Below are 1,804 nucleotides of genomic sequence, written 5' to 3' on the forward strand. Positions count from 1 at the left end.
GTTGTTTTAAAAGCAATACTTTCTGACTTGTCGTTTTCAACATTGCCATTTATTTGACTAACCTGAACATTGTATGATGTGCCCGCCTTTAGATTTTCCAAATCAAATGACAGAAGTTTACTTCCGCCTACAGGCACACCATCTAAATAAACCCGATACTTCATTTCATTCCAATCATACTTACTGGGTTCCGTACTAGAAGTTTGATTCGTATCAACATAAGTTCCTACATACTTTGGCCAGTCAGCAGTTATGACTTCGCTAGATGAGGGCATGTATGGAGTAGCGGTTGAACCTGGTTCAAGTTTGATAGTAGAATAAACAAGACCTGAAGTGTCTGTCATTTGTCTAATAGTAATGCTATCAGTATCAGCTAGAGCAGTATCAAAAGTTTTATATTTAGTATCTATTTGTATCGGAAAACTTAAACGAATTGTTTTACCTAAATCGCTTTGTTCAATATTATGCCAGAATTGACCAACAATTGTGTTGAAATCATTAGTTCCAACATTTCCATAAGCCTGATAAGTTTGACCTTTAAGTTGGATACCAAGTGAACTTCCAACCATAGCATTCAACGGTATATAAACGTTAAAACTAAAGTTCATTGCTGAAACTCTAGTTTTAGATTTAATTGCAGAGTCATATATTTGGCTGGAATTAAATAAAGTATCCCAAACTGTTGTAGTTGAAGTTGCTGTTAAATTTCTCGTGCCTTTCAACAAATTCAAATTAGGATAAACAGTCGTGAAACCGTCCGTGCCATCAGCACTGTTGGCATAAGCGGTATGTAAATAATTTTTATCTGCCATATTATCCCCCGTTTTCCCACGAAATTTTTGCACTTGAAGAAGTGATATCATAAACAATTAGATTAGTTGGTGGCTTCACTTTTTCAACATAGCCTTTGGTGATTGTTGCACCCTCAATAACAAAACGCATAACCTCAGTTCCGTTGATTAACAACAGTTCGTTACCATTATTTACAACTTCTCCGGCCATTGCATAAACTGACGGAAGCTCAACATTGACTTTATTTCTGATATAGCTTAATGAAGAAGCTAGGTTATAAATTCGCTCTCCGCCAAATACTGGACCAGTATCAAAGCCATTCGCTTCGGTTCCAATTGAATTTTTGTAATATGTTACTTTCACATTCGGTTGATACTCTGAATCGTGCTCAATTACTACATTAAATCCGCTTGGAACTTTACGATAAATAATTTTATTGAGGTCTAAAACTTCCGCAAGTAACCGTCCTCCTGGATCAATTGATTCAAGGATTTCACGGTTTGCTTCCACAAACTGTACCCAGCTATTTTTACCATCTTCAATATACTTATTAAAGATTCGATAAAGCTCTTTGAAAGTCCACCAGTAGTTAGAGTCTTTGAAAGGTTGAGAATAAATTGACTTTTCAACGATATAATGGAAAGTTCGAGTAGAAAACTGTTCAATCCACCGCCCGCCTTCTTGTTTTCTAAAGCTAAAATAAGCTTCATTTCGTCCAACCATTTGAAGCGCATTGTCACTGGCAATATAATTCAATGTTCCATTTTTGGCATCAAAGGAGACAACACTTTCTTCTGATAATCCTTGACCTGTGGTTTCTTGTGCCATTAAACAAAAGAACGGCTGTAAGCCTTCAAAGTTCTTGGGCTGACCGTTCTCTACGATTTGAGCAACAATGGCTTGACTATTGACATCCGCATGTCTTAGCTTAACAATGCCAATATTGTTATTAGGCTCTGTGGTGGACAGTGTTATAAAATGTTCTGTCATAATAGACCCTTTCTAAAATTTG

Annotated in this window: 2 protein-coding genes; both read right to left on the bottom strand. The window is 36.4% G+C overall.

Translation table 11 applies throughout. The features are described from left to right. A partial coding sequence (locus AB0N14_RS39990) for a hypothetical protein (protein WP_366030591.1) occupies window positions 1–845 on the bottom strand: 845 nt, incomplete at its 3' end. Further along, window positions 814–1,782 carry a BppU family phage baseplate upper protein gene (locus AB0N14_RS39995; RefSeq protein WP_312258000.1) on the bottom strand — a complete coding sequence of 323 codons (969 nt, stop codon included), beginning with the start codon at window positions 1,780–1,782 and terminating at the stop codon, window positions 814–816. The genes AB0N14_RS39995 and AB0N14_RS39990, both read right to left, overlap by 32 nt. Window positions 1,783–1,804 lie beyond the last annotated feature (22 nt).

Source organism: Streptomyces sp. NPDC051104 (genome assembly GCF_040682835.1).
Classification (GTDB): Bacteria; Actinomycetota; Actinomycetes; order Streptomycetales; family Streptomycetaceae; genus Streptomyces; species Streptomyces cynarae.